This is a genomic window from Streptomyces sp. NPDC052114, assembly GCF_040680155.1.
Classification (GTDB): Bacteria; Actinomycetota; Actinomycetes; order Streptomycetales; family Streptomycetaceae; genus Streptomyces.
Map to the genome: position 1 here is coordinate 597943 of NZ_JBFAWC010000001.1, position 23499 is coordinate 621441.

At 72.9% G+C, this 23499-nt stretch carries 19 protein-coding genes; 7 read left to right on the forward strand and 12 right to left on the reverse strand.

All coding sequences use genetic code 11. The features are described from left to right. Positions 1–13: 13 nt before the first annotated feature. From AB0L89_RS02480 to AB0L89_RS02505, 6 genes are all read right to left on the reverse strand, one after another. Positions 14–751 carry a class I SAM-dependent methyltransferase gene (locus AB0L89_RS02480; protein ID WP_365132972.1) on the reverse strand — a complete coding sequence of 246 codons (738 nt, stop codon included), beginning with the start codon at positions 749–751 and terminating at the stop codon, positions 14–16. Further along, the gene (locus AB0L89_RS02485; protein WP_365132975.1) at positions 748–2136 is read right to left on the reverse strand and encodes a condensation protein; all 1389 of its coding nucleotides are present in this window, start codon (positions 2134–2136) and stop codon (positions 748–750) included. Before AB0L89_RS02485 ends, AB0L89_RS02480 begins: the two co-directional genes overlap by 4 nt. After that, positions 2133–6584, reverse strand: coding sequence for a DUF3367 domain-containing protein (locus AB0L89_RS02490; protein WP_365132978.1), 4452 nt, complete (start codon positions 6582–6584; stop codon positions 2133–2135). Before AB0L89_RS02490 ends, AB0L89_RS02485 begins: the two co-directional genes overlap by 4 nt. Then, positions 6581–7300: a class I SAM-dependent methyltransferase gene (locus tag AB0L89_RS02495; protein WP_365132980.1), complete on the reverse strand. Its 720-nt coding sequence runs from the start codon at positions 7298–7300 to the stop codon at positions 6581–6583. Before AB0L89_RS02495 ends, AB0L89_RS02490 begins: the two co-directional genes overlap by 4 nt. Further along, a complete protein-coding gene (locus AB0L89_RS02500; RefSeq protein ID WP_365132983.1) occupies positions 7297–8505 on the reverse strand; it encodes a glycosyltransferase family 4 protein in 1209 nt (402 codons plus the stop codon). Before AB0L89_RS02500 ends, AB0L89_RS02495 begins: the two co-directional genes overlap by 4 nt. A gap of 183 nt (positions 8506–8688) precedes the next feature. Then, a complete protein-coding gene (locus tag AB0L89_RS02505; RefSeq protein ID WP_365132986.1) occupies positions 8689–9723 on the reverse strand; it encodes a DUF3068 domain-containing protein in 1035 nt (344 codons plus the stop codon). 271 nt (positions 9724–9994) lie between these two features. On the opposite strand from AB0L89_RS02505, the gene AB0L89_RS02510 reads away from it, so the two are divergent. Together AB0L89_RS02510 and AB0L89_RS02515 are read left to right on the forward strand one after the other, a co-directional pair. After that, on the forward strand, positions 9995–10147 hold the full coding sequence (locus AB0L89_RS02510; RefSeq protein WP_167357893.1) for a hypothetical protein: 153 nt from the start codon (positions 9995–9997) through the stop codon (positions 10145–10147). Between the two features lie 528 nt (positions 10148–10675). Further along, on the forward strand, positions 10676–11971 hold the full coding sequence (locus AB0L89_RS02515) for a helix-turn-helix domain-containing protein (protein ID WP_365133953.1): 1296 nt from the start codon (positions 10676–10678) through the stop codon (positions 11969–11971). Positions 11972–12138: 167 nt separating this feature from the next. Here AB0L89_RS02515 and AB0L89_RS02520 read toward each other — a convergent pair whose 3' ends face one another. After that, positions 12139–13005 (reverse strand): YwqG family protein, encoded by an 867-nt coding sequence (locus AB0L89_RS02520; RefSeq protein WP_365132989.1) that lies wholly within the window; start codon positions 13003–13005, stop codon positions 12139–12141. Positions 13006–13244: 239 nt separating this feature from the next. Between AB0L89_RS02520 and AB0L89_RS02525 the strand changes: the two genes are divergently transcribed. Then, positions 13245–13973 carry a hypothetical protein gene (locus AB0L89_RS02525; protein ID WP_365132992.1) on the forward strand — a complete coding sequence of 243 codons (729 nt, stop codon included), beginning with the start codon at positions 13245–13247 and terminating at the stop codon, positions 13971–13973. A gap of 121 nt (positions 13974–14094) precedes the next feature. Here the strand turns inward: AB0L89_RS02525 and AB0L89_RS02530 are convergent, their stop codons facing one another. Continuing rightward, positions 14095–14547, reverse strand: coding sequence for a MarR family transcriptional regulator (locus AB0L89_RS02530; protein WP_365132995.1), 453 nt, complete (start codon positions 14545–14547; stop codon positions 14095–14097). 143 nt (positions 14548–14690) lie between these two features. Here AB0L89_RS02530 and AB0L89_RS02535 point away from each other — a divergent pair, with 143 nt between their 5' ends. Both AB0L89_RS02535 and AB0L89_RS02540 read left to right on the forward strand, forming a co-directional pair. Next, positions 14691–15722: an NADP-dependent oxidoreductase gene (locus tag AB0L89_RS02535; protein ID WP_365132997.1), complete on the forward strand. Its 1032-nt coding sequence runs from the start codon at positions 14691–14693 to the stop codon at positions 15720–15722. Positions 15723–15822: 100 nt separating this feature from the next. After that, positions 15823–16251, forward strand: a complete 429-nt coding sequence (locus AB0L89_RS02540) for an organic hydroperoxide resistance protein (RefSeq protein WP_055698089.1) — start codon at positions 15823–15825, stop codon at positions 16249–16251. A 136-nt stretch (positions 16252–16387) separates the two neighbouring features. Here AB0L89_RS02540 and AB0L89_RS02545 read toward each other — a convergent pair whose 3' ends face one another. Beyond that, on the reverse strand, positions 16388–17548 hold the full coding sequence (locus AB0L89_RS02545; protein WP_365133000.1) for a serine hydrolase domain-containing protein: 1161 nt from the start codon (positions 17546–17548) through the stop codon (positions 16388–16390). Positions 17549–17629: 81 nt separating this feature from the next. Next, positions 17630–20197 carry a M14 family zinc carboxypeptidase gene (locus tag AB0L89_RS02550; protein ID WP_365133003.1) on the reverse strand — a complete coding sequence of 856 codons (2568 nt, stop codon included), beginning with the start codon at positions 20195–20197 and terminating at the stop codon, positions 17630–17632. Between the two features lie 139 nt (positions 20198–20336). On the opposite strand from AB0L89_RS02550, the gene AB0L89_RS02555 reads away from it, so the two are divergent. Next, positions 20337–21158 carry an EI24 domain-containing protein gene (locus AB0L89_RS02555; RefSeq protein WP_365133006.1) on the forward strand — a complete coding sequence of 274 codons (822 nt, stop codon included), beginning with the start codon at positions 20337–20339 and terminating at the stop codon, positions 21156–21158. Here the strand turns inward: AB0L89_RS02555 and AB0L89_RS02560 are convergent. Both AB0L89_RS02560 and AB0L89_RS02565 read right to left on the reverse strand, forming a co-directional pair. Further along, positions 21116–22369: a pyroglutamyl peptidase gene (locus tag AB0L89_RS02560; protein WP_365133009.1), complete on the reverse strand. Its 1254-nt coding sequence runs from the start codon at positions 22367–22369 to the stop codon at positions 21116–21118. The genes AB0L89_RS02555 and AB0L89_RS02560 overlap by 43 nt on opposite strands. A gap of 59 nt (positions 22370–22428) precedes the next feature. Next, positions 22429–22665, reverse strand: coding sequence for a hypothetical protein (locus tag AB0L89_RS02565; RefSeq protein WP_365133012.1), 237 nt, complete (start codon positions 22663–22665; stop codon positions 22429–22431). 191 nt (positions 22666–22856) lie between these two features. On the opposite strand from AB0L89_RS02565, the gene AB0L89_RS02570 reads away from it, so the two are divergent. Next, positions 22857–23453: a TetR family transcriptional regulator C-terminal domain-containing protein gene (locus AB0L89_RS02570; RefSeq protein ID WP_365133015.1), complete on the forward strand. Its 597-nt coding sequence runs from the start codon at positions 22857–22859 to the stop codon at positions 23451–23453. The last annotated feature ends 46 nt before the right edge of the window (positions 23454–23499 follow it).

A 23499-nucleotide genomic window follows, 5' to 3' on the forward strand; every position in this document is an offset into this window, starting at 1 on the left:
CACCACATGGGACTCAAGACTTTCGGGCGTGCAGCAGGAGGATCGAGGCCGCGCTCGGCGCGGCACAGGCCAGGCGGTCCAGGGCGCGCAGCGGGCGCGGCACGCCGTGGAAGGGCGCCCCGGACAGGCGGACGACCTCGAAGCCCGAGGCGGCGACGAACTCCCGCAGGGCGCGGGCCGTGTACAGCCGCAGATGGCCCACGACCTCCTTGCCCGGCCGGCCGTGGATCGCGCGCAGGCTCACCTCGGAGAAGACGGGCTGCACCCCGGCGAGCAGCAGGCCCCGGTTGTACCAGGCCGCGAGGTTGGGCGTGGAGAGCATGAGGTGTCCGCCCGGCCTCAGCACCCTTCTCAGCTCGTCCAGGGCGCTGTCCGGGTCGACGAGGTGCTCGATGACCTCGCTGAACAGCACGGCGTCGGCCGCGCCGTCGGCGAACGGCAGCCCGCCGTCGGTGAGTTCGCCGCGCACGACGTACGGAAGGCGGGCGTGCGCGCGCCTGAGGGCGTCCTGCGACCAGTCCACGCCGACGACGCGGTGGCCGGCCAGGAGCGGGGCCGCGGTAGCCGCGGCCGTGCCGTCGCCGCAGCCGATGTCCAGGACGGTGGCGGCGCGGGTGGTCGCGGGGCCGAGCGCGGCGGCGAGTATGCGGGCCTGGCGCAGGCTGCGGGCGTCGCCGGACGCGACGGGGACGGCCGGGTCCTCGTAGAAGTCACGCAGTCCGGCGGGGCGCTTGGTGGTCGCGGTGGTCACGTGGGCTCCTCGTCGGTCCCGGTGTGTTCCGTCGCATGCAGGTAGTGCTCGAACAGGTCGCGCAGATGGGCGCCGTCGCCGTGGCTGAGCAGCGTCTTCGACCAGCGCAGCGCCAGGTGCAGGCGGCCCGCCGTCGACGCGGTGGTCACGGTCAGGCCGCGCGGCAGCCGGGCCGGCGCGGAGAACCACACGGCGTGCGCCCGGCCCGCGTCGCCGAAGTCCAGGGCGTAGGGGACGCGCCCGATGTTGCTCAGGAGCGTCGTCGACGTCCAGGGCGCGGCAGCCCTGCGCAGGCCCCGGGTGACGGCGGCCCGGAGCGTGACGGGCAGCACGGGCGCGGTCAACAGGGTCGCGCCGTGGCCCAGTTGGGGGCGGGCCAGGGACTTGAGGGCACGGGTGCGGTCGGAGGTGCGGCGCAGCAGATCGCGGATGGTCTCCGGCGTCCACTCCTCGCGCGCCAACTCGTCGGCGCCGAAGGGGACTTCGACCAGGCGGGTGCCGTTGCCGATGGGCATCGTCGCGTCGCGGGGGCGGTCGTCCACGGGCATGGTGATGCGGAAGGGGCGGGGGCGGGCGCCGTGCTCGCGGTTCCAGTGGGCGATCATCAGCGCGGTGGCGACCATGAGCTGGTCGTTGACCGTGAACGGCGAGCCCTTGGGGCGGCGCGGCACGGGCAGCTCCGCGACGAGCATGCCGTTGCCCGGGGAGGGCTCGGGGGTGCCCTTCGCGACCCGCGCCGGGGGCGACCAGCCGGAGGGGGCGTCGGGCGGCGGCTCCTCCGCCGTGCCCTTGTCCGGGGTACGGGAGGGCGGCGCCGCCGGGGAGTTGTCCTTGCCGCCGTAGAGCTCGGCGGCCGTCGCCAGGACCCGCAGGCAGGCGGGGCCGTCGAGGGCCGTGTGGTTGATGGTGAGGAAGAGCACGGACCCGCGCTGTTCCGGCACGGAGTCGCCTTCTTCGGTTCCGGCGCGCCCCGGCGCCTCCTCGGCCACCACCTCCAGCCGGATCGGCGGCGACGCGGACAGCGGCGGTGCCTCGGCCAGCGCCCGTTCGCGGGCCCGCTTGAGGGCGTCCGGCTCCGGCGCGGGGAACGTCACCACGTCGACGTCCGGCTCCCGCGTCAGCTCCCACTCGTAGCGGCGCCGGTACCACGGCCCCCGCGCCTCCCGCATCAGGATGCGCGGATGGCGGCGCAGCGCCTCGGCGAACGCGGCCCGCAGCCGGTCCGGATCGGGGGTGCCCGGCAGATGCACCTCGATGTGCACGGTCTCCGGCTCCTCCTCCTGGAGGCAGTGCCGGGCGACTTCGTCGACGACGGGGAACGGCACGCGCGCAGGCGGCCCCTGGGGGCCGTCCGCGCGCCGTGCCGGCTGTTCCAGTGCGGTCATCGCTGGGTGCCATCTCCTGTCGTGGACGTGCGCCTGCGGGGGAAGCGGACCGTCGCCCCGCCCGGTGGCGCGGGCTCCGGCTGCGCGGCGGCCGGGCCCCGGGCCGAGACGGTGTGCCCCGTGTCGTGCTCCGCCCGCGGCGCGCCGCCCTGCCCGCCCGGGTCCCCGTCGTCGCGCTTGCGGCGCGGCAGCGGAGGCGCCTGCCCGCCCGGACCGCGGTCCGGGCCCGCCGACGGCGTCGCCGCCGGATCGGCCGAGGGCACGGGCGGGTGCGGCGGCGGGCCGCCCGGGTCGCCGGGCCCTCGGCCCGACGGGGCCGCGTGACGCGGACGCGTCCCCCATGCGGTCACCAGCGCGGCGAACAGCGCGATCAGCGCCAGGAGTTGGGCCGTGTGGCCGAACGCGCCCTCGTCGGACTCGACGGACCCGCCCGCGCCGATCGACGCGGCGACCCCCGCCCCCGCCATCGCCAGGAAGGCGATCGGCACGAGCAGCGCGTGCCGCCACCAGGCGAGCAGCGCGAGCGCCGGGACCAGCAGCGCGAACGGACCCGCGATCACCGCGGCCACCAGCGTCAGCGCCACCGTGCCGAGGATCGGACCCGGCGCGGGCGGCGCCGGGGCGGGAGCGTCCGGGTTCGGCTCGCGGCGCCGCACGAGGACCAGCGCGATCAGCGCGAGGACGCCCACACCGGCGAGGATCAGCCCGATCTCGTAGATCTGCGACGGCTCGTAGGTGAGCTTGACCGTGCCGCCCTCGCCCTTCGGCACGAGCCAGCCCTGCTGCCAGCCGTCCAGCCGCAGCGAGGTGAGCTCCTTGCCGTTCAGGGTCGCCTTCCAGCCGTCGTTCACGTTCTCGTACGTCGTCAGGTACGAGGCCGCGCCCGCGCCGACCGTCAGCTCGCGGCGGTCGCCGAGCCAGTCCTTGATCTCCAGGTCACGCGAGGACGTGTCGACCGTGGCCGGCGTGCCGCGGGTCAGCGAGGCGTCCATGACCGCGAGCGGGCCCGCGTCACCGGTCTCCACGCTGTGCGCGCCCGCGTCGAGCCGCACCGTCGTGTCCTTCTTGCCCTCCTGGCAGAGCGTGACCTCGACCGGGCGGCGGTCCGTGAGGTCCTGGACCGTGCCCTTGACGCTCGTCTCGAACAGCTCGCCGTCCACCGACATCGTCGGGCCCTGGCCGCAGGGCAGCGAGAAGCGCTCGTCGGGATCGGGCTGCGGCGTGCGGTACTTGTCGAGCGCCGGGACGTACACCTCCGTGAGGCCCACCGGGAGCTGGAGGTCGTCGTCCGCCACCGGGTTGTGGAGGGTCAGCGGCGCCGTCTCCGTGATGGTGATGTCCATCCGGTCGGTGGTGATCGGGGCGAAGCGGGCGTTGCCGTTCTCGTCGACGCCCGCGGTCGCCGCGCCGTCCGGCGAACTGATCTCGATCTGCACCGGCCGGGTGGACAGACCGCCCGCCGCGGGCAGCACGATCTCGCCCACCGGCTGCTTGTCCGGCCACTTCAGATGGATCACCGGACGGTCGTCGGTCCCCGCGATCCACGCCGTCGTCAGATCGCCGTCCGTGAGGTTGCGCGGCGACAGACCGCTGCCCAGCTCGGCCGTCGAGTCCGCGGTGGCGATGATCTGCTGCTCCTGCTCGGGCGCCACCTTGTAGAGCAGCTCGTCGAGTTCGGAGCCCGGCACGGCGACCGCGCTCGCCTTCATCTCGTACGAACCGTCCTGCGCCGTCGTGAAGCGGCGGTGCAGTCCCGCCTCCGCGTTCACCGGGGAGAGCGCGTTCGGGTCGGCGGAGCGGTGCATCGAGTAGACCGTCGAACCGGCGTCCGTGATCTTCTCGGCGTCCGTCGGCATCTGGAGCAGCTTGGTGACGCGTACGTCCGGGATGCTGATCTCGGAGAAGCCCGCGCCCGTCAGACCGGGGCGCGCCACCTGGGTGTCCAGGATCGTGATCTTGATCCAGTCGGTGGCGCCCGCGCGGGCCTTGACCCGCTGCGCCGTGCCGTCGGGCTGGAGGTTGCTGGTGACGCTGCCCCGCTCGGTCTCCACGCGCACCCGCGTGGGCGCCGACCGCACACCGTCCTGCGGCAGCGGCGTGACACGGAAGGAGGCCGGCACCGAGATCTTCGAGTTGAACTCGGCCTTGATCCACTCGCCCTTCGCCGAACCGGCGTTGCCCTCCGCCCAGGCGGTCGCCGGGTTCCCGTCGAAGGCGTTCACCGGGTCGTACTGCGGCAGATGGAAGAGCCAGTTGCCGTAGCTGGACGCCGACACCTTCTTGGCGCCGCGCAGCTCCGCCGTCGTCTGGTGCTCGATGCCCTTGGTCGGCAGGATCTGGTGCGGCTTCGCGCCGGGCTCCTGCAACGCCTCGGGCGCGTTGCGCTCGTCGCGCCCGTACGTGTACGAGGTGTTGGTGTTGACCAGACCGAAGCGGGTGTCGGCGCGGCGCAGGCCGTCACCGACCACCTGGAGGCCCGGCGTCCCGACGCCCGGGTGGTTGTCGCCGGTCAGCACCGTGGGCCGGTCCCGCATCTCCGGGTCGGCGGAGAGCGGCAGCAGCGACTCCGGGCCGCCGCTGACGACCGCCGTGTTCGACACCGGCTTCAGGCCGGCCTGGCCGGGACGCTCGGCGCCGGAACCGGGGGCGTAGATCTCCACCGCCCGCTGGCGCGGATACAGGCCCTCGACCTGGATCGGCGTGTCGTTCGCGATCTTCCCGTCGGTCGTCGTCGGACCGAGGCCCGTCACCCGCCGGTAGCCCGACTCCTCCAGCGTCCGCTTGACGGTCGCGGACGGGACATGGCCCACCTGGTCGGGGTCGAGGTCATTGCGCACGACGACGTAGTACAGCCCCGCACGCGTCAAGTAGTCCCGAAGGCCCGGCACTTGGGAGCCGGTCATCAGGGCCTGCTCGACCGCGTCCATCGCGCGGCGGTTGCCCGGCGTGCCGAACGGCACGTAGTCGCGCTGCGCCCACCGCGAGTCCGCGAGGACGTCCAGCGGCTGGTCGATGGGGGAGCCCCAGGTGTAGATGCCGTGCGCGGTCGCCGGGACGACCAGGGCGCGCGAGTCGGGCGAGTACTTCTCCAGCCAGTCGGCCGTGGCCTGCCAGTACGTCGGCAGCTTCTGGAACGAACCCGGCTGCAGGATCGAGCCGTTGAGATACGGCCAGGCGAGCCCCGGCAGCACCAGGACCGCCGCGATCAGCGGCGCGTACCGGCGCCCGCGCACCGGGCGCGCACCCCGCGACTGGGCCGCCACGCCCGCCAGGTGCATCAGCCCGAGGACCAGCGCGAGGGCCAGCCCCGCCTGGAACTTGTAGATGTTGCGGAACGGCACGAGCCAGCCGTTCAGCCAGCCCTGCACCGTCTCGTGGAACGGCGCCCCGAACGCCCCGCCGTACCCGGCCAGCGTGATCAGCACCACCGACAGCACGGTGAGCACCAGCCAGCGCCGCTCCGGCAGGTCGCGGCGCGCCAGGCCCGCGAGCCCCAGGCCCGCGGCCAGCGCCGAACAGACGATCGTCACGACCGCCATCGCCACCGTCCAGCCGGCCGGCAGCCACGCCTCGCCGAAGTTCAGGTACGCCACCCAGTTCCCGGCGCCGCGCAACGTCTCCGTCGCCGACATCGTGCCGGTCGTGGTGGCCGAATTCTCCACGTACGGAAGGAAGTTCTCGCCGTAGATGCCCAGCATCAGCAGCGGAACGACCCACCACGCGGTGGCCAGGACGACACCCGGCACCCACCACGTGATGAGTTTCCGCTTGCGCGGGCCGTTCGGTCTCGACAGCAGATACAGCGCCACCGGCAGCAGCGACGCCAGCGTCGACGCCGCGTTCACCCCGCCCATGAACGGAATGATCAGCGCCGAACGGCAGGCCGCCAGGCGCGCGCTGACCCGCTCGTCCAGCAGCGGGAGCAGCACCCACGGCAGGACCGCGCCGGGCAGCGCCGCCGCCGACGTCGACCCGATCACCACGGTGAACGTCGGCCACAGCGCGTACACCACCGCACCGAGCAGCCGGCTGGGCCGGCTGCCGATGCCGAGGCGCTCCGCCAGGCGCAGCGCGCCCCAGAAGGCCGCCGCCACGATCAGCGAGAACCACAGCCGCTCCGCCAGCCACACCGGCAGCTGCACCAGCTTCGCCAGACCGTAGAACGGCAGCATCGGGAAGGCGTAGCCGACGTACTGGTCCTGGATCCCGCCGAAGCCGCCCCGGTCGTGCCACAGCTGGCCCAGGTCGGACAGGAACTGCCAGGGGTCGACGGCGACACCGAGCTTGGTGTCGAACGTCATCCGCCCCGGTTTCACCGCGAGGAAGAGCACGAACACCACGGCCCAGAACCCCAGCAGCCAGCGCCGCGAACGCGGCCCCCGCGAGGGTTCAGGGGCAGCGGTCGTGGGCCGTGCGGCCGCCGGGGGTGGGGCCTGGACCGTGGTCATGGACACCGCCTGAGGATGAGGAGGAGATTCCAGGTCGCGAACTCGCGCACACCCGGCACCTTGGTGATCGCCCCGGCCAGGAACGGCCAGTAGCGCGAGCGGGCCGACACGACGTCCACGTCGTCACGGGCCCGCACCTGGCGCAGGGTCGATCCGACGTGGTGCGCGAAGAGGTTCTCGCCGAGCGTGTGCTTCGCGGGTCTGCCGGTACGTCGTTCATAGCGGGCGCGGCCGCGTTCGGCGCCCAGGTAGTGCCAGGGCGCCCACTCGTGACCGCCCCAGGGGGAGAGCCAGTTGGTGAACGAGACGTAGATCAGACCGCCGGGCCTGGTCACCCGGACCATCTCGCTCAGGAACGTCTGCGGATCGGCGACGTGCTCCAGGACGTTCGAGGAGAACGTGACGTCGGCGACGGCGTCCGCCAGCGGCAGCAGATAGCCGTCGGCCACCACGGAGCCCTGCGGCGGCTTGGCCCCCAGCTCGGCGGGGTCCGGCTCGAAGAGGAAGCTCTGCGCGCCGCGCCGCCGGAACTCCTCGGTGAAGTAGCCGCCCCCGCCGCCGATGTCGACGACGACGCGGCCCTTCACCGGAGCGTACGCCTCCACCTGGTCGGCGGCATCCCGCGCCAGGAGCGTGTAGCAGTGCTCGGGCTCCTGCTGCTCGCGCAGGAAGGCCCGGAAGAGCGTGGCGGAGCGGCGCAGCGACGGATCCTTCACGCAGACTCCTGCGGCATCGGAGCCCCGAGCGGCGCCTCACGGGGCGCGTCGTGCGGCGCCTCGTGCGCGGCGACCGCCTCCGCGGCCACCGCCTGGAACTGGCGGACCGTGTTGCCCCAGCGGAACTGCACGGCCCGCTCGCCGGCCGCCTTGCCGAGCGCCCGGCGGCGCTCGGCGCTCAGCGCCAGCGTGCACCAGGCCGCGGCGAAGGAACTCTCGCCCCGGGCCAGCAGTCCGGTCACCCCGTCCTCGACGGAGTCCCGCACGCCCGGCACGTCGAAGCCGATCGACGGCGTCGACCGCGTCGCCGCCTCCGTGATCACCAGACCCCAGCCCTCCACGGCCGACGGATGCAGCAGCATCCACGCCTCGCAGAGCAGCCGGTGCTTCTCCGCCTCGGAGACATGGCCCCTGAACTCGACGCCGGGTCCCGCGAGTTGCTCAAGGCGGTGCCGCTCGGGCCCGTCGCCCACGATCACCAGCCGGCCGCCCGTGACGGGCCTGACGCGCTCCCACAGCCGCAGCAGCAGATCGATCCGCTTGTACTCCACGAGCCGGCCCATCGCCAGGAACAACGGCTCCACGGACCGCGGATGCAGCGGCCCCGGCTCCTCGACACCGTTGTGGACGATCCGGATCCGGTCCCGCTCGACCCCGATCGCCCGCAGCGCCGTGGCCGTCGACGGCGAGACGGCCACGAGCAGATTGCCGCGCTGCGCGCCCGACAGCGCCCAGTGTTCGAGTCTTCTGCCGAGCCGGGCCGCGGGGGCCAGCGCGCCCTGGAAGCGCATCCCCCACAGATCGGTGTGCACGTGGTTGACCAGACACAGCGTCGGCCCGCGGTGCCACAACGGCGCCAGATACGGCATCCCGTTGCAGACCTCCACGAGCAGATCGCAGTCGCCGACCTGCCGCGTGAACGCGGAGCGCGCCCGCAGATAGTGGCCCAGGTCGCCGCCCGCGGACACCACACGGTAGTCGCGGTACGCGGCAGGACCCCCGCACAGCAGGGTGACCTGGTGGCCCAGCTTGCTGAGCCCGTCGGCGAGCCGGTCGACGAGGAGTTCGGAACCGCCCGCGGCCGGGTTGCCGAGGTCGCGGTGGGCGAGGAAAACGATCCGGCGCGGTTGTGGGGGAGACGCCGGAAGGCGCTCCGCGCGGCGTGGGGCGGCCGCGCGCAGCGAGGACGGTACGTGCTGGGGCATACGTGCTCCAACTCGTCTCAGGGTGCGGAACTGTGGGGGCTGGCATGGGGACGTGCTGTGCTCGGCCTGTGCGGGGGCCGTGCGAGGACTGTGCTCGGGTGGGGTGGATAGTTTTCGCCGCCCGGAACGGCGCGGCTACTCACCGAAGTGACAATTTCCGCGCTTTCCGGAGCTGACGTCTCATCACATCGTGGTGGGGTGCAGGGCCGTCGGTGACGTATCAGGATTCGGACTTCCCGGCTCCGCCGATTCATCACGCCTTCCCGGCCCGTTCGCCCCGTCGTCACGACGCCCTCGGACGACGAGCACGATTCCGGCCACCGCGAGTACCCCGCCGAGCGCCGCCGTACCGACCGGCAGCGTCTCGCCGACCAGCTCCAGCCGGTCGCTGTCGTCCTTGGCGAGCTCCACCTGGGCCTTCTGCGTGGCCGGCGTGAACGCGATCCGCTCACTGTCGAGCAGCACCGTCGCATCCTTGTCCGAACCCGGCGCGCGCAGCGTCTTGCGGGGCCCGATCGCGGCGTAGATGATCCGGCCGGTGCGCTGGTCGGCGACCAGCTCGACGCCGTGGTTGGCGTAGTACTCGTCCGCGATCACCTGGCTCTTCTTCGGCTGCCCGACCAGCCGGCCCGGCACCTGGCGCGTGCCCGTCTTGGTCGCCTCCACGGAGCCGGTGAAACGGAGCCCTTCGTACCCCTGGATCTTCTTCGTGCCCCGGTAGGTCAGCGGTACGGTCGCGCCCAGCGTGTTGTCCCACCAGCGGTAGGACCGCTTCTCCACGTCGAAGGGGAACTTCAGGTACGCCTCGCCCTCGAAGTACGGCTCCTCGCCGCAGCAGTGCACCGGAGCGTTCGTCCTGCGGTCGGTGACCCAGCGCTCCAGCGTCCACTGGAGGGAGTCGTGCGGGTCGGCCGCGGGCAGCGACTTGTCCGGGTCCACCGAGGTGGACACGTCCCAGATCGCCTTCCCGCTGTCCTCGCTGTCGGCCACGTCCCCGCGCACCTGCCGGGTGACCGTGAGGTCCTGATCGCGGACCGTCTTGATCTTCTCGGTGTCGAAATAGCTTCCCTTGCCCTTGAAGACGGTCGTGATGTCGACATCCACGGGCGTGCGTTTCGCGCGTGGCTCGACATACCAGGCCAGCATCGGTGCCAGGACCAGAAGAAACGCGCCAAGACCGAGAAGGATCAACGAAAGCGGAGAGGCGGTGCGGCGCATGGGGGTCACTCCTGGGCTGAGGGCGGGAGAAGTGTTACCGAGCCGTATGGGCCGGGAACCGTAGGCGCACCCTTGACGAGGTGTCAATGCATTGCCGACACTGGGCACCTGCCGGGCGGGGCCGGCAAGGACTGTGCGACCAGCGACTTCATGGCGGAGCCGTTCGGCCATGACATGGCGGAGCCCATGACCTGGCGGAGCCGATGCGCCGTGACCAGGGACTGCGTGACCGGGGTGGGGACGACCTCCGACAGAGAGGCTGACCCTCACAATGCACCGACTGCTCGCCGCTTCACTCACCGTCGCCGCCGGGGCGCTCCTCGCCGTGGGCGCGGCGCTCGGCATCGTCGCCCTCCTGAACGCCACGCCGGAACAGCCCAATACACCGCTGGTGCATTACGAGACGCCTGCGCGGGGTCAGTGAGGAACCGTGGCCGCTACGCGTACGCAGGCCTCCGGGGCCTGGATGTCGGACGATCGGTTGTCTGAGGGGCGGCTGTCTTCTGAGGAGCGGTTGCCCGAGGAGAGGTTGTCCGAGGAGCGGTTGCCCGAGGACCACGCATCAGAGGGGCGCTTGTCCGAGGAGCACGTGTCACAGGGGCGCCTGTCCGAGGGCCGTCTGTCCGAGGACTGCCCGTCAGACGAGTTCTTGCCTGGGGACCGGCTGCCCGAGGGGCACTTGTCCGAGGATCGCGTGTCTGAGGACCGCACATCTGAGGGGAACTTGTCTGAGGGGCACTTGTCTGAGGGCTGCGAGCCCGAGGGCCGCCTGTCCGGCAAACGCTCGTCCGGCAAGCGCCTGCCCGGCAGGCGCCGGTCCGACGACCGGACATCAGGTGACCCCTTGTCCGACGACCGCACCCCCGGCGCTGACGCCGACACCGACACCGATGCCGACGCTGACGCCGACATCTCTCTCCCCTCTCCGCCTCCTCCGCCTCCTCCGCCCCCTCTGGCTCCTCTCGCCCCAGCCTCACCCGAACCCCGCTCCGCCTGGCGTGACGTTCCTCCGGCGCAGGTGCGGCAGTTCGCGGCGCTCGCCATGGAGGAGGTGCCCGCGCTCGCGCAGGACATCCTGCGCGAGATCCGCGCCGAGTACCCCGGGCTGCCCGTCGTCCTCGACGACTCGGGCGAGCCCATGGCGCTCATCGGTATCCGCCGCGCCCTGGAGGGGTTCGTCCAGCAGTTGGCGTCACAGGAGGGGCGGCCCCGCTATCACCTGGAGGTCTTCCAGGAGTTCGGCCGTGGCGAGGGGCTGCACGGCCGCAGCCTCGACTCACTCCAGGCGATCTACCGCCTCGGGGTGCGCCTCGCCTGGCGCAGGCTCGCCGAGATCGGCCAGCAGATCGAGATCCCGCCACCGGCCATGTACGAGCTGGCCGAGTCGGGGTTCGAGTACCTGGACGGCCTGGTCGACCAGTCCGTGCGCGGATACGCGGAAGCCGCCGCGCGCGAAGCGGGCGAACGGCTGCGACTGCAACGGAAGTTGATGGAGCTGCTCCTGACGGAACGGCGCCCCGACTCCGGCACCGGCGGCCCCGCGATCTCCGGTCCCGGCCCGGGTCCGGGCGGCGGCGCATCCTCGTCCCTCGGTAGCGGACTCGGCGAGCGCGCCGCCCGCGTCGGCTGGCAGCTGCCCGAACGCGTCGCCGTGGGCGTCCTGCTGCGGCCCGCGAGGGAGGCCGTCGCGCCGGCCGTGGGACAGGGTGTCCTGCTCGACATGGAGGCCGAGCAGCCCCGCATGGTCGTGCCCGACCCCGACGCGGCCGGACGCCCCGAACTCCTGCGCCGCGCCATGGCCGGCTGGTCGGGCGCCATCGGCCCGCCCGTGCCGCTCGCCGACGCGGCGAAGTCGCTGCGCTGGGCGGAGGCCGCGGTGCGGCTGATGGAACGGGGCCTGCTGCCCTCGGGCGAGGTGCTGCACTGCACCGAACACACCGAGGCGCTGGTGCTCCTGCAGCCCGAGGAGCTCATCGAGGACCTGACCCGCCGCTGCCTGGCACCTCTGGACCACTGCGGTCCCGCCCACGGGCGCCGTCTCGCCGAGACGCTGCTGGCCTGGCTGGAGACCCGCGGCGGCGCCCCCGAGGTCGCGGCCCGCCTCGGGGTCCACCCCCAGACCGTCCGCTACCGCCTGCGGCAGATCAGGGAGCTCTGGGGCGACGAGATAGACGACCCGGACCGCCGCTTCGAGCTGGAACTGGTGCTCAGGGCACGGCGGTTGAGGGGCCGACTGGGCAGGGCGTAGCCGGTCGGAGCGCCCTGCCCTGGCACGGGCGCTCCGCCCTCGCTCAGTCCTCGCTCCGCCCTCGCTCAGTCCTCGCTCAGTCCTCGCTCAGTCCTCGCCCCGCCTCGGCGACGGTCCTCGTGCGCATCCGTCCCGGCAGCCCTCAGTACCCCCGTCCACTCCTCGGCTCAGCAGCACTGCCAAGTGAACATCGCCCGGTCGAAGCGGAGTTCGGCCAGGTCGGCGGGGCGTATCAGCCAGTAGAGGCAGCCCACGTCGCCCCACATCATGCCCGCAGTGCTGTCCGAGTCGAACTGCGCGAGCTGCACCCATTCCCGCACCTCGGTCGCGAGCCGCGGGTCGTTCCAGGACGTCTCCGGGCCCAGCGCCCCCCGGGCCACCTCCAGCTCGACCGGCCCCTGCACGCACTGCGGGGTGCCGCCCAGCTGATGCCCCACCCTGTTGTCGTACTTCCACAGCGCCTCGACGAAGTCCTCGTCGCTCACCGGGTGTTCGTAGTCCTCGAAGAGCCCGCCCTCCGGCGCGAACACCTGCTGGATCTGCGGATGCGACGGCGCGGCCACCGTCAGTTCGGCGCGCGCGGTGAGCGGCACGTGGTGGTACGGGTCGAGGTCCTCCGGCGTCTCCCGCCGGGAGGTCCGCGCGTCCGCGGGTATGTAGAGGACCCGGGCGCCCGCCCACGAGTCGGGGTCGCCGGGGTCCACCAAAGCCTCCCCGTCGTCCACTTGGCCGTCGAAGTAGAAGAAGGCGAGCGTGCCGTCCTTCGGGAACGGCAGGTCGAGGCCTTCGGCGGGCAGCGCCGCGCAGTCCACCGCCGCGACGAACGCCAACGGGCCGTTCCCCTCCCACTCCGGCCACTCCACGTCGTCCGGAAGGCGCGGCTCACCGCCCAACTGCCCCACCACCGCGTCGTCCCCGCCCGCCGCGGCGAGCCGGATGCCCGGCCGGAGCAGCCCGAGCCACCGCTCGGCCACGTCGGAGGGAAGGTGCTCATGGGCGAGGGCGCGCAGCGCGCCCGACAGGTTCTGCGTCATGCCCCCGATCATGCCGCCCGCCACTGACAACGCCCCTCTTGCCCACAACAACCCTCTTGCTCACAAAGCCCCTCTTGCCCACCCCGCGTCAGGGCCACGCCCCGGCCCACCCGCACCCCACCCGCACCCCATCCGCTCCACGCCCGGACACCCGCCCCGCCGGACGTTTCGATTCCGCACACAACTTTCACAGCCCCGGCTTCCACTGTTACCGGCGGTGCACCTAGCCTCCAGGCCTCATGGACTACTGCCACCCGTGCCGCAGGCACCTCAACGGCGCCCTCGCCTGCCCGGGGTGCGGAACCCCGGCCGACGCCTGCCGGGAGTACGCGCAGTCCGTCGCCGCGCGGGAGGAGCCCGCGGGGTCCGACGACGGGTACGACGAGGAGTCCCCGCGTACCGGCGGCCGGTCCCGCCGCAGGGAACGCGGACGCAGGGCGCACCGCCGCAAGCGCCGCAGGATCCTGCTCGCCACCGCGGGCCTCGCGCTCGCCGCGGGCGGCCTGAGCCTCGCCGAACTGGGCGCGGAGGGCCCGTCCGGAGACCCGACGGCCGCGTCGGCGCCGGACGGCGGGGAGCCGAGCGCGTCCCCGACCCGGACCGCGGGCCCCGACGGCGCCACCTCCGGCGGTACGACGGCGACGGACGCGGCGGCCACCTCGGCGGCGGCCTCCGCGTCGGAGGAGGAGCGGGCGCGGGACGCCGGGAAGGACGACGAGAAGAAGGCCGGCGACAAGCGGGACGAGGGGCGCGAGGGGCAGGACGGGCAAGGAGGCCAGGAGGACGGACGGGGCGACGGCGACCGGCCGGACCCGTCCACGTCGAACACGCACGCCCCGCCCCCGGGCGGCACCCCGGGCACGCCCCGCCCCACGCCCCCGCCCGGCTCCGACGAGCCGGACCCGACCCCGCCGCCGGACCCGACCCCGACGGAGACGTGCGACCGCTTCCTGTGGTGGTGCACCTGAGCCCGGCCTGACGGGGCGGCCCGAGACAGGGCGGCTCCAGCGGCAGCGGCTCCAGCCGGGGCGGCCCCGGTCGCCCCGGCCCTCCCCGCCGTCGCGCCGCTGGGCGCTACGCCCCCAGGCGCTACGCCTCCTCGCCCAGCATCCTCCGCAGCAGCCCCCGCAGCGAAAGCCGCTCCTCGTGCGAGAGCTCGGCCAGCGGTTCGCGCGCGAAGTTCAGGGACTCCCGCAGTCCGCGGGCGACGTCGAGGCCCTTTGCCGTGGGCGCGGCCAGCTTCACGCGCCGGTCGGCGGGGTCGGGCCGCCGCTCGACGAGGCCGCGCGCCTCCAGGCGGTCGACGATCCCCGTGATGTTCGACGGCTCGCACTTCAGCTTCTGCGCCACGCGGCGCATCGGCATGGGTTCGAGGGAGAGCAGCCCCAGGACGCGCGCCTGCGCGCCGGTCAGCGCGTGCTCGGCGGCGGCCTCCTCGTACTCCTCGTGATAGCGCCCCACGACCGCGCCGATGAGCTCGACGACTTCGCGCGTCAGCGGGTCGACGCGGGGGGAGCGGGCGGGGGAATCACTGGTGGCCATGGCCTCCAGGCTACCCGGTTACTTGACATCATGAAATATTCAAGAGCATGGTTGTTTCACAACATGAAGTATTTCCGCGGTCCCGTCCGTCCGCAGCCGTTCCGCGGCGGTGGGTCCGGCCAGCCCCCAGGAGGAAGCCCCCCATGTCCGTCACCCCCGAGCAGCTCCCTTCCGTCAGCCGCGCCTGGCACCTCGTGCGGCGCCCGGAGGGCTGGCCGGTCCCCGAGGACTTCGCGCTGCGCGAGGTCCCCGTCGAGGCCCCGGCCGAGCGGCACGTCCTGGTCCGCAACCTGCACTTCTCCGTGGACCCGTACATGCGGGGCCGGATGAACGACGTGAAGTCGTACATCCCGCCGTTCCAGCTCGACCAGCCCATGGACGGCGGCGCGGTCGGCGTGGTCGTCGCGTCGAACGCCGAGGGCTTCGCGGTGGGCGACCACGTGCTGCACTTCGGCGGCTGGCGCGAGTACGCCTCCGTGCCCGCCCGGTACGCCACCAAGGTCGACCCCGAGGCCGCGCCGCTCTCCGCCTACCTCGGCGTCCTCGGCATGACGGGTCTGACGGCGTACGCGGGCCTGCTCGACGTGGCCTCCTTCAAGGAGGGCGACTCCGTCTTCGTCTCCGGCGCGGCCGGCGCCGTCGGCAGCCAGGTCGGCCAGATCGCGAAGCTCAAGGGCGCCTCGCGCGTCGTCGGCTCGGCGGGCTCGGACGAGAAGGTCAAGCTGCTCGTCGAGGAGTACGGCTTCGACGCGGCCTTCAACTACAAGGACGAGAAGCCCGTCGTCGAGCAGCTCAAGGAGGCCGCGCCCGGCGGCGTCGACGTCTACTTCGACAACGTCGGCGGCGAGCACCTGGAGGCCGCCATCAGCCGGATGAACGTGCACGGCCGCGCCACCATCTGCGGCATGATCGCCGGCTACAACGACACCGAGCCGACCCCGGGCCCGCGCAACCTCGCCATGGTCATCGGCAAGCGCCTGCGCCTCCAGGGCATGCTCGTCCAGGACCACAACGACCTCCAGCCCCAGTTCGTGCGCGAGGTCGGCGCCTGGGTGCGCTCCGGCGAGCTGAAGTACCGCGAGACGGTCGTCGAGGGCGTCGAGAACGGCGTGGAGGCGTTCCTCGGCATGCTCCGCGGCGAGAACACCGGAAAGATGATCGTCTCCCTCGGCTGAGACGGCCTTGCCGTCGCTCTTCCGGTATCCGATAACCTAATTCCACAATGACGCGGCTGTGGGTGCGCACCGCGGCACATCTCAGGAGGAATCGGCAGTCATGTCCATCCAGAAGATCGACGTCAAGTACACCGCCGTGGCCACCGCGGAGAACGGCCGCGACGGCCGGGTGGCCAGCGACGACGGCAAGCTCGACGTCGTCGTGAACCCCCCGAAGGAGATGGGCGGCAGCGGCGCGGGCACCAACCCCGAGCAGCTCTTCGCGGCCGGCTACAGCGCCTGCTTCCAGGGCGCCCTCGGCGTGGTCGCCCGCAAGGAGAACGCCGACATCTCCGGCTCGACGGTGACCGCCAAGGTCGGCATCGGCCAGAACGAGGCGGGCGGCTTCGGCCTGGAGGTCGAGATCACCGCCTCCATCCCGAACGTGGACGCGGCCACCGCCCAGTCCCTGGTCGAGAAGGCCCACCAGGTGTGCCCCTACTCGAACGCCACGCGCGGCAACATCAAGGTCGCCGTCTCGGCCGCCTGACCCGCGGCGCCGTACGTACCGACATACGTACCGCGCACGCACGTGAGGGCCGCACCCCGAGGGGTGCGGCCCTCACGGCATTCCCGGGACCCGAACCCGGGATGCGGGATCAAGGACTCGGATCCCGAACCCCGCCTCAGCCCACCGCGAGCGCCGCGTCGTGCACCGCCCGCACCAGCCGCTCGTTCTCCGGCGCCGGACCGCCCGGGAACGCGAACCGGCGCCGCGCGTACCCGTACGCGAGACCGCTGCGCGGATCCGCGAACGCCTGCGAACCGCCCGCGCCGCTGTGCCCGATGGTGCCCGCGCCCAGGCACGGGTACCAGGCCTCGGACGTGGCCTGGAAGCCGACCGCGAACACCTTGTGGGTCCGTGCCACCAGGTCGTGCCCGGCCGACTGGATCTGCCCGAACGCGGCCACGGTGTCCGCCTTCAGGAGCGGCTCGCCGCCCGCGATGCCGGTGACCGCCGCCGCGTACATCCCGGCCAGGCCCCGCGCGGAGGCGACGCCGCCCGCCGACGCCTGGCCCTTGGCGCGCATCAGGCGGGAGTTGGGCAGCGACTGCAGGTCGGTGGGCTCGGCCGCGTTGCGGTTGAAGGCGATCGAGCCCAAGGTGTGCGGTCCGGTCGGCAGCGACGCGAGGAGCGCCCGCTGCTCGGGCGTCGGCTCCATCGGCAGCACGGAGCGGAACCGGCCCTCCAGCTCCTCGGGCAGGCCGAGGAAGAAGTCGAGGCCGTGCGGGGCGCGCACCCGCTCCTCGTACAGCTCCTGAAGGGTCCGCCCGGTGGCGCGGAACACCACCTCGCCGGTGAGCGCGCCGATGCTCAGGGCGTGGTAGCCGAAGGTGGTGCCGGGCCGCCAGTAGGGGCGCTGCGCGGCCAGGCGCGCGGCGATCGCCCGGTCGTCGGCGGCCTCCTCGGGGGAGAATCCGGAGTCGGCGCCGACGACGCCCGCGCGGTGCGCGAGCAGCTCGCGCAGGGTGACGGCGCCCTTGCCCTCGGCGGCGAACTCCGGCCAGTAGTGGGCGACCTCGCGGTCCAGGTCGAGCGTGCCGTCCTGGACGAGCAGGGCGACGACGAGGTGGGCCGCGCCCTTGGTGGACGAGTAGACCCCGTACAGGGTGTCGCCGTCGGTGTCCGGCCCCACCCACAGGTCGACGACCTTGCGGCCCCTGACGTACGCGGCGAGCTGGCCCGCGTAGCGGGGCTCCTCGGCGGCGAGGACGGCGGTGAACTCCTCGCGCACCCCTTCGAACCCGTCGGCGACGGTGCCCTGCACTCTGATCTCACGGGTCATGGAGGCTGCTCCTCGGGGCGCGGCGGAAGAATCGGGTGATCCGGTCAACCGCCGCGCCCCGCCGGGACATTCCCCGGCCGGTCAGCCGACGCTCAGCAGCGCCCGCCCGACCTGCGGGAACACCCCCTTGGGGTGGTCGCGGAAGAGCGGCTCGGTGCCGAACAGTACGACGTCCGTGCCCCGGGCGGAACCGCTGACGACCGAGGCCTTTCCCGCGGCGTCCTCCGGCCCGCCCGCGCCGTTCCCGTCGGCCCGCCAGTGCCCGGACACCAGCGGGTTCCCGGCGGCGTACGTCTGTTCCGCGCGCACGCCGGAGCCGAGGCCGGTGAACCACACCGGGCTGTAGACGAAGCTGTGGTCCGGCGCGCCGCCGGTGATCGTCCCGCCCGAACCGTTCACGCGCACCACGCCGTTGGCGTCGCCGTTGCCCTCGACGGCCTTGACGGCGAGCAGCCCGGCGTCGGCGTTCAGCGCGGCACCGGCCGCGCCCCGCCCGACCAGGCCGCCGCCCCCGGAGAGGAAGCGGTCGAGCCCGGCCTTCGCCGAGGAGTTCAGGTCGGCGCGGTCCAGCCCCGCCGACACGAACAGGACGTCCGCCTTCTTCCAGTCGAAGCCCGCGTTGAGCACGTCGGTGGAGACGGGGACCACGTCGAAGTTCATCTCCCGCAGCGCGAACAGCTCGCCGGGGGTGACGGCCGCGGCGACCCGCGTCCGGTGCAGCGCGGTCGTGCCCGTGGCCTTCGTGGCGTCGAAGGACACGTCGTACGTCCTGGCGGCGGCCGTCGCGGCGCGGCGCGCGGACGACGGCACGATCGCGCTGCCGTCGCGGTCACGGCGTACGGGGACCTGCTGGGCGAGCAGGGAGTTGAGCGCGGCGATCTCGCGCGGGTCGTCGAGCCGCAGCCGCAGGTTCCCGCGCGGCGCCACGTGTCCGACGTGGGCGGCGGCACGCACCGGCCGTGCGTGGAGGCCCGTCAGGCCGCCGCGCTCGACCGTGTCCACGCTCGCGCCCCACAGCCGCCCGAGGCTCCAGCCCGAGATGTCGTACATCGTCGACACCTTGTCGCTGATGTCGCGCCCGTCGGCGAGCATCACATTGGCCAGGCCCCGCTTGGGCTGGTGCATGTCGACGACGTACGAGCCCTTCGCGTACGTCCGCCCGCCGAGCCGGAAGGAGTGCTGGGCGCGCTCCACGCGGACGTCGTTGGCGATCAGATGGTCCACGAGCCGCGCCGCCGCCGTCGCCGAGCGCTGACCGCGTCCGCCGGCCGGAATGACGTACGCGCGCGGGAATTTGGTGGTGTACACGTCCTCCGGGCCGATCCCGGGCACCCCCGGCACGGTCTTCTCCGACACCGGCACCTGCTTCGCGCCCGTGGCGCCCCGCCGGAACACCTCGATCTGGTCGGCGATCACCGAGGCGCGGTGGCGCCGCGTGTAGTCGAGGGTGGCCCGCATGGCCGCGCCCGCGATGTCCGTGTTGATCTTCGCCCGGCGCCGCAGCTCCGCGGCCGGCTGCGACTCGTACTCGCCGTTGTTCACCTGCATCGGGAACTCGATGGTGTGCGTGGCGACCGCGCCGTGGAAGGGCATGTACTGCGGGGTGAAGATCGGCGGCCAGTCGTCCCAGCCCTCCTGCTGGTCGCGGAAGGGGATGACGGCGGGCTTCACGCCGTCCTTCTCCTCGGTGTAGCCGAGGCCGTTGACGGCGGCCTCCATGCCGAGGGCGTTGGCGTAGGAGTTCTTCAGGAAGAGGTCGTACTCGTAGTTCTCGCCGTGCGGGGGAGTGGTCGGCTCGATCAGCGTGCCGTTCACATAGCCGTGCAGGTCGATCATCACGGCGGGCTGCTTGGCGATCGCGATCTGCCGCACCGCGCGGGCCTCGGGCTGCGAGGCGGTGATGAAGTCGCGGTTCAGGTCGAAGCCGTTGGCGTTGGCGCGGGTGCCCGCGATGCGGCCGTCGGGGTTGGTGGTGATGTTGAAGTAGAGGCGGTGGTGGGCGAGGAGGTCCCGGCTCTTCTCGTCCTTCGCCTTCGCGAGCTTCCCGATGAGCTTCAGGGCGGCGTCCGTGCCCTCCCACTCGTTGCCGTGGATGTTGTTGTTGATGAACACGGGCGTCTTGTACGACGACTTGATCGCCCCGTCCTTGGCGGCGCCCGCCGGGTCGTTCTCTATTCGCTCCCGCATCCGCGTCTGCCGGGCCGTCTCGCGCGCGGACTCCGGGGCGGTGACGGTCACGAGATAGAGCTGGTGTCCGCCCGCCGAGCGGCCCGCGATCTCCACGCTCACGCGGTCGCCGAGGCGCTGCAGCGCGTTCAGCTTCGGGGCTATGCCGTGGTAGGGCGTGAGCCCCAGCTTGATGGACTTGTCGGCCGGGTTCTCCGGGGGCGGATCAAGGCGCTGCTCGCGCGGGTAGCCGCGGCCCTTGTCGTCGCCGAGCTCCGGGGCGCGGGCGTCGCCGAGGGCGCGGTCGGCCGCCTGCTCCGGCGTCTTGGCGGCCCGGTCGGCGCCGAGCGGCGAGCCCTCGCGGGTGACCGGGCGCGGCGTCGGGTCCGCGGTCGCGCTGCCCGGGGCGAGCGCGGTGAGGGCCAGCGCACCGGCCGTGGCGGCGGTGAGCAGAACAGGTCTTTTTGGCCGGGATATACCCATACGTACCTCCGGAAGATCGGTAAGCGAGGTCTTACCGGTTCAACTCCCTTTCAACAAGAGGGCCTTGCGTCCCAGCTGTGACAGTCCTGGCACACGACCCCGAACAAACCCCCGGCCACCTGCGGCTAAGGTGTGCCGCATGCGCGATCTGGGTGTGGGCTTCGGCTACTTGATGAAGGGGCAGCGCTGGGTCGCCCAGCACGGCAAGCAGTACGGATGGGGGCTGCTGCCCGGCCTCATCACGCTGGTCCTGTATGCGGCCGCACTCGTCTCGCTGGCCCTGTGGGGCGTCGACCTCGTCGGCTGGGCCACGCCGTTCGCCGACGACTGGTCCTCGCCCTGGCTCGGGCTCTTCCGCGGCTTCCTGACGGCCCTGCTGTTCGCGCTCGCGCTGCTGCTCTCCGTCGTCACCTTCACCGCGGTGACGCTCCTCATCGGCGAGCCCTTCTACGAGTCGCTCTCCGAGCAGGTCGACATCTCCGAGTGCGGCCACGCCCCCGAGTCCGGGCTGCCGCTCTGGCGCGACCTGTGGATCTCCGCCCGCGACAGCCTGCGCATCGTCGTGCGCGCGGCCGTGTGGGGCGTGCTGCTCTTCGCGCTCGGCTTCATCCCGGTCGTCGGCCAGACCGTGATCCCGGTGATCGGCTTCGCCGTGACCGGCTTCTTCCTGGTCGAGGAGCTCACCGCGGTCGCGATGCAGCGCCGCGGCGTCCAACTCCGCGAGCGCCTGGCCCTGTTGCGCGGCCGCAAGCAGCTCGCCTGGGGCTTCGGCACGCCGCTCGCCGTCGCCTTCCTGGTGCCGTTCGTCGCGGTGTTCCTGATGCCGGGCGCGGTGGCGGGCGCGACGCTGATGGCCCGGGACCTGCTCGGGGAGAACGACCCGGCCGGCGGCGGCCCGGGAGCCGCCGCCGACGGCGGTCAGGACGACGCGACGGCCGCCCCGAGGATCCCCCGCACCTGAGCGATGATGTCGAGCCGGTTCCGCACGAACTCGGGATCGGTGACGGCACCCGTCGCCGGATCGGTGTTGCCCGCGCCGAACTGCAGGACGGGCGTGTGCACATGGCCGCCGGGCAGCCGGTCGTGCAGCCCGAGCCGGTCGCGCAGGAGCGTGGCGCGATAGGCGATCTCGTTCGACAGGTAATTGCCCCCGCCGCCCTCACGCGCCGTCGACCCCTCGGTGGGCCCCTCGGGCCGGACCACGGGCGTCGTGCCGCCCGCCGGGATCTCCGTCACCGACGTGTTGTCGTACACGGGGAAACGGCCCGTCTTCGCGGCCACGATCTCCTTGTACGGGAGGGTCGTCGACGTCCACTGCGGCTGCGAGGCGGGATCGCGCACCGGGACGGTCTCCTTGCGCGCGAGGTTGTCGTTGTCGGGGGAACCGCCCCGCCAGGCGCCGTTGGTCCGCTCGATGTCGAACTTGCCCACGCGGCCCTGGCTGATGGTGGTGAACAGGTCGACGCGCGGCAGGTGCGGGCGCAGCGCCCGCTCCACGGCCCCGTCGGCGAAGTCCTGCCAGCGGACGGGGAACGTCACCGCCTCGATGCGCGCGAGCCCCTCGGGGGTACGGATCGTCGTGCCGTCCAGGGCGAGCGCGGCGGCCCCCGACGGGTTGCTGATCCGCACGTCCCGGTCGAGGGTGAACGGATCGAACCCGGTGACGAGGATCCGCTTCACCTTCCCCTTGCCGCGCCCGCCCGGATGGTCGACGGCGTCCTGGCCCCGTGAGGTCCGCTCCAACTCCCCTATGAGCCGCGAGCGCTGCTCGTCGTCGAGCCGGAAACGGCCGGGCTCCCACTGCCGCAGCTCCCGTGTCATCCCGAGCCGCGCCCAGTACAGCGGCCGGTCGTCGTCCCGGCTCAGGTCCCCGCCCCGCGGCCCGCGCCCCTGCGCCCGGTCGACGGCCCGGAGCCACAGCGCCCTGCCCTCCCGTACGACCAACCGGCGCGCCTGGCCGTAGGAGTGCACCTTGTCCAGCGCCCGCGCCAGCTCCGGCGCGGCGGAGTCGAATCCGCTGCGCCGCAGGATCTCCTGCGGGGCGGCGCGGTCGAGCCGGGCCTCCTCGGCGGTGGGGGCCGTGCGGCCCGCGGGGGCGGCGGAGGCGGGCGCCGGCAGGGCGAGCCCGGCCAGCAGGGCGGCGGCGCCCAGGGCGCCAAGTCGAGTGAGCACGCGAGTCCTTCCGTAACCGGTGAGGTGGCGGAAGTATCGCGGGACGGCAGGGGTGAGCGCTACGACGCGTTACGTCGCATCCGGCCCCGGGCGGCCGCCGCGAGCAGCACGCAGCCGAGCGCCCCGATCGCCAGGTCCGTCCAGCCGGGCGCGCCGGCCTCCCGCAGCAGTGCGGAGACGCCGAAGCGGGTGTCCCACCCGGACTCGGTGATCGCGGAGCCGAAGCCCTGCACGAGCAGGATGAAACCGAAGAGCGCGAGCAAGCCCTCGGAGGACGTCTTGGTCTGCGTCGCCATGTGTGTATCTCCCCGAACGAGGCGCCGTGTGCGCGGCGCCGGTTTCTTGTGGCGCGACCGCGCCGGATCCCGGAACGACCGCGCCGTTTTTCCGATGCGGTCGCATCAGATCATGCATGGGATGGGGTTACGATGCAACCGCATCGAAATGTTCACGCCCCGCCCGACGCCCCTGGAAGGAGCCACCCCACGTGCCCAGGCAGGTCGACTACGAGGACCGCCGCAACCGCATCGCCGAAGCGGTCTGCGTCCTGATCGCCCGCTCCGGAATGGAATCCGTCAGCCTCCGCGACGTCGCCGCCGAGGCCGAGGTGTCCATGGGCGCGGTCCAGCGCTGCTTCCGCACCAAGGACGAGATGCTGCTGTTCGCCCTGGAGGGCATCTCGCGAAGGGTCGGCGACCGGGCCAGGGCCCGCATCGAGGCCTCGGACACCCCGAAGTCGGCCGTGACCCTGCTGGAACGCACCCTGTCCGCGCTCGCCCTGGTGGAACCGGAGGACCGCACCGAGGCGCAGGTCTGGGGGGCCTTCGTGGCCCACGCGGCGGTGAGCGCGCCCCTGGCGTCGGTGCTGCGCGAGACGTACACGAAACTGCACGAACTGCTGGTCTGGCTGATCGGCTACGGCCAGGACACCGGCGAGCTGCGCCCCGGCCTCGACCCGACGGCCGAGTCCCACACCCTCCTCGCCCTGACGGACGGCCTCACGGCCCAGGTCCTGGTGGGACACCACACGCCGGAGACGGCGCGGGGGATTGTGCGGAGGTACGCGGAGGGGCTGGTGGCGTAGGGGATGGGGTCCGGCGGGTGCCCGGTTCACGTGGAGTCCGGCGAAC